We start from the raw sequence: 2,690 nt of genomic DNA, 5'->3' as shown, positions 1-2,690 counted from the left end.
AATAAGATCTTGTAGCATAAAAACATGTAGTTAATCGGATAGTATAAATAGTCTTGTTAAGTGTTAATGATTGGTTAATATTTGTTTTTGGTATATCTAACTTAACTGAAAACCAAGGAGAATATTATGCGCCAGTCTATCTATATCCGATTTGCTATTTTTCTTATCCAACAAGATGTTAAACGTGAAGATGTACTGTGGCGGCATCAACAGCGACGAGTTCGTGTTTACCTGCCTTATCATTCAGCACATTTACTGCGAGACGTAGGAGTGGAAAGTGATGGTCGTATCGCTGTAAGCCATCTTGTTCATGCTGAACGTAAAGTACGTCATTTGAGGCGAACGCTGCGGTTGAGACATAACACGTAAAGAGAAAGGCCAGTAAGATACTCTTACTGGCCAACATTTACGTGATACTAAAACACTAAGGACAAGGATTTGAGTATTGAATACCGACTTGTTCTAAATCTTGCATCACTTCTTCAGAAAGCACCAAATCAATACTCTGGATATTTGTTTCTAACTGCTCAAGGGTTGTTGCACCGATAATGTTTGCTGCAACAAAAGGACGCTGATTTACAAAGGCTAATGCCATTTGTGCTGGATCCAGCCCATGTTTATAAGCCACATTGATATAAGCTTGAGTTGCCTGAATACCTTGTTGATTAAAGTAGCGAGAAAAACGTGGAAATTCAGTACAGCGTGCACCTTTAGGCTTTGTGTTATTGAGGTATTTGCCACTCAGCGTACCAAAGGCGAGAGGTGAATAGGCGAGTAGCTCAACACCTTCATGATGGCTGATCTCAGAAAGACCTACCTCAAAGCTACGATTAAGTAAGTTATATGGGTTTTGGATTGAAACAATACGAGGTAAATCGTGTTTATCAGCAAGCTTTAAATATGACATCACTCCCCAAGGTGTTTCATTTGATACCCCGATATAACGCACTTTTCCTGCTTTGACCAATTCACCAAGCGCTTCTAGGGTTTCTATGAGTGTGACACCAGAGTGATCTTCTTCGTAGTGATAATTGAGTTTACCAAAGCAGTTAGTTTGTCGTTGTGGCCAATGAACTTGATAAAGATCGATATAATCGGTTTTTAGACGCTCAAGGCTATCATTCACGGCATCATGAATATGACGACGGTTGAGTGACATATTATCGCGGATATATGGCACATTACGTGGACCTGCTACCTTGGTTGCGATGATCAGCTTGTCGCGTGATCCTGATTTCTCTAACCAATTACCAATATAGCTTTCAGTGAGCCCCTGAGTCTCTTTGTTAGGAGGAACAGGATACATTTCTGCGGTATCAATAAAATTCACGCCATGTTCGATGGCTAAATCTAGCTGGCTATGTGCTTCGGCTTCATTATTTTGAGCCCCGAAGGTCATGGTACCTAAACATATTTTACTGACGTCTAAACTTGAATGCGGGATCGTATGATATTTCATTCGCTATCCTTGCTATTAAGATCTTTTATTTGACTATAGCCCGAAGCGCTAACGCTGAGAAGCGAGATTCAATACCAAATCGATATTATGTTCGAGACTTGCTGGTTAGCGAAAACTGACACATAGTTAATGTTAGGTGTTTCATTATCTTGCGTGGAGTAACAATGAAGTTATCTCAGTTAAAGCCTTGGTTAAAAGCATCACCGAATAAAATTCCCCATTGTGTGCTGAGTTGCTATGCGGGATGTTCAGATTATTTGATGGAAGTAGAATATAAACATCAGCTTCATCCTCTGAAAGATGAAAAAGATAATCTACTGCATTTTCAAAATATAGAGCAGGCACAAACCTTATTAAAATCAGTAGGGATCAGCAATATGACCTTACGCCTTACTGATCCTTATGATGAGTTTTCTGCTGATGGTAAAGTATCGCAATGCGAAGAAGATATTGTGTTGCACTTTTAGCAACAACAATAGCCATCGTTAAATAAAATAACGAGAGAGCAGATCTGCTGTAAAATTTGTCTTTAAATAAAAACCACGAGGCAGTGTTTTGATGGGTTGCCCGTTGGCACCATAGGCTTCTGTTAATGCTTTGCTGTTGGCTGCTTTCGGTCGCAATTGTAATACTTCACCATGGCGCGCAGTGATTTGCTCAACGTGACCAAGGACGATCATATCCATTAACTCTTCCCAATCTTGTTTCAGCTGAGCTTCTTCATCAGGTGACGGTCGCCAAAGTAAGGGAGATCCCACATGACGATCAGCTAGTGGAATGTCGCGCTCTCCTTCAACAGGGATCCATAACACATGTGATAATTTATGGCGTATGTGGCTAGTTTCCCAGCGTAAGCCTTGCACACCAATCAAAGGGGCTACACAGACAAACGTGGTTTCTAATGGCTTACCGTTATAGCCAATGGGAATGGTTTTTAGCTCAATGCCCAGTTCGATAAAATCCGGTACAGGCTTGCTGCCTGCGGTAGCACCTAAATGCCATTCAAGTAATTGTCCAACCCAGCCTTTATCGCGTTTTAGATCGGGCGGTGGGATGATCCCTGCAAGATCGGCTAACTCCCCCAGTGTTAATCCGGCAAGTTGTTGAGCTCTTTCAAGTAGTTCTTGTTCTGTTGTCGGTGTTGGTGGCTGAGGGATCGCTGGCATGGTGAGACTAATGATCATCTATTGGAAAAAGAATAGGAACAAGGATCATATCATAGCTATAAGGG

General features: G+C 41.3%; 4 protein-coding genes. 2 read left to right on the top strand and 2 right to left on the bottom strand.

Annotated features, from left to right (window positions below; translation table 11 throughout):
- Nucleotides 1–126: 126 nt before the first annotated feature.
- On the top strand, nucleotides 127–369 hold the full coding sequence (locus tag E5A76_RS03725) for a hypothetical protein (RefSeq protein WP_161118136.1): 243 nt from the start codon (nucleotides 127–129) through the stop codon (nucleotides 367–369).
- A gap of 55 nt (nucleotides 370–424) precedes the next feature.
- Here the strand turns inward: E5A76_RS03725 and E5A76_RS03720 are convergent, their stop codons facing one another.
- Complete coding sequence (locus E5A76_RS03720; RefSeq protein ID WP_161118135.1) at nucleotides 425–1,459, bottom strand: NADP(H)-dependent aldo-keto reductase; 1,035 nt, start codon at nucleotides 1,457–1,459, stop codon at nucleotides 425–427.
- 164 nt (nucleotides 1,460–1,623) lie between these two features.
- Between E5A76_RS03720 and E5A76_RS03715 the strand changes: the two genes are divergently transcribed.
- On the top strand, nucleotides 1,624–1,926 hold the full coding sequence (locus E5A76_RS03715; RefSeq protein WP_045068878.1) for a DUF6482 family protein: 303 nt from the start codon (nucleotides 1,624–1,626) through the stop codon (nucleotides 1,924–1,926).
- 18 nt (nucleotides 1,927–1,944) lie between these two features.
- Here E5A76_RS03715 and mutH read toward each other — a convergent pair whose 3' ends face one another.
- Entirely contained in the window at nucleotides 1,945–2,625 is a 681-nt protein-coding gene (gene mutH / locus E5A76_RS03710; RefSeq protein ID WP_161118134.1) for a DNA mismatch repair endonuclease MutH, read from the bottom strand.
- Between the last annotated feature and the right edge of the window lie 65 nt (nucleotides 2,626–2,690).

It is taken from the genome of Photobacterium lucens, assembly GCF_009873615.1.
In the GTDB taxonomy this organism is placed as follows: Bacteria; Pseudomonadota; Gammaproteobacteria; order Enterobacterales; family Vibrionaceae; genus Photobacterium; species Photobacterium lucens.
The sequence above is the reverse complement of the archived record's forward strand: the minus strand, read 5'-3'. Positions and strand labels throughout refer to the sequence as shown.

Bases quoted from the DNA above. Each gene is read 5' to 3' on its own strand.
- E5A76_RS03725 (WP_161118136.1), top strand. From the start codon at position 127: ATGCGCCAGTCTATCTATATCCGATTTGCTATTTTTCTTATCCAACAA.
- E5A76_RS03720 (WP_161118135.1), bottom strand. From the start codon at position 1,459: ATGAAATATCATACGATCCCGCATTCAAGTTTAGACGTCAGTAAAATA.
- E5A76_RS03715 (WP_045068878.1), top strand. From the start codon at position 1,624: ATGAAGTTATCTCAGTTAAAGCCTTGGTTAAAAGCATCACCGAATAAA.
- mutH (WP_161118134.1), bottom strand. From the start codon at position 2,625: ATGCCAGCGATCCCTCAGCCACCAACACCGACAACAGAACAAGAACTA.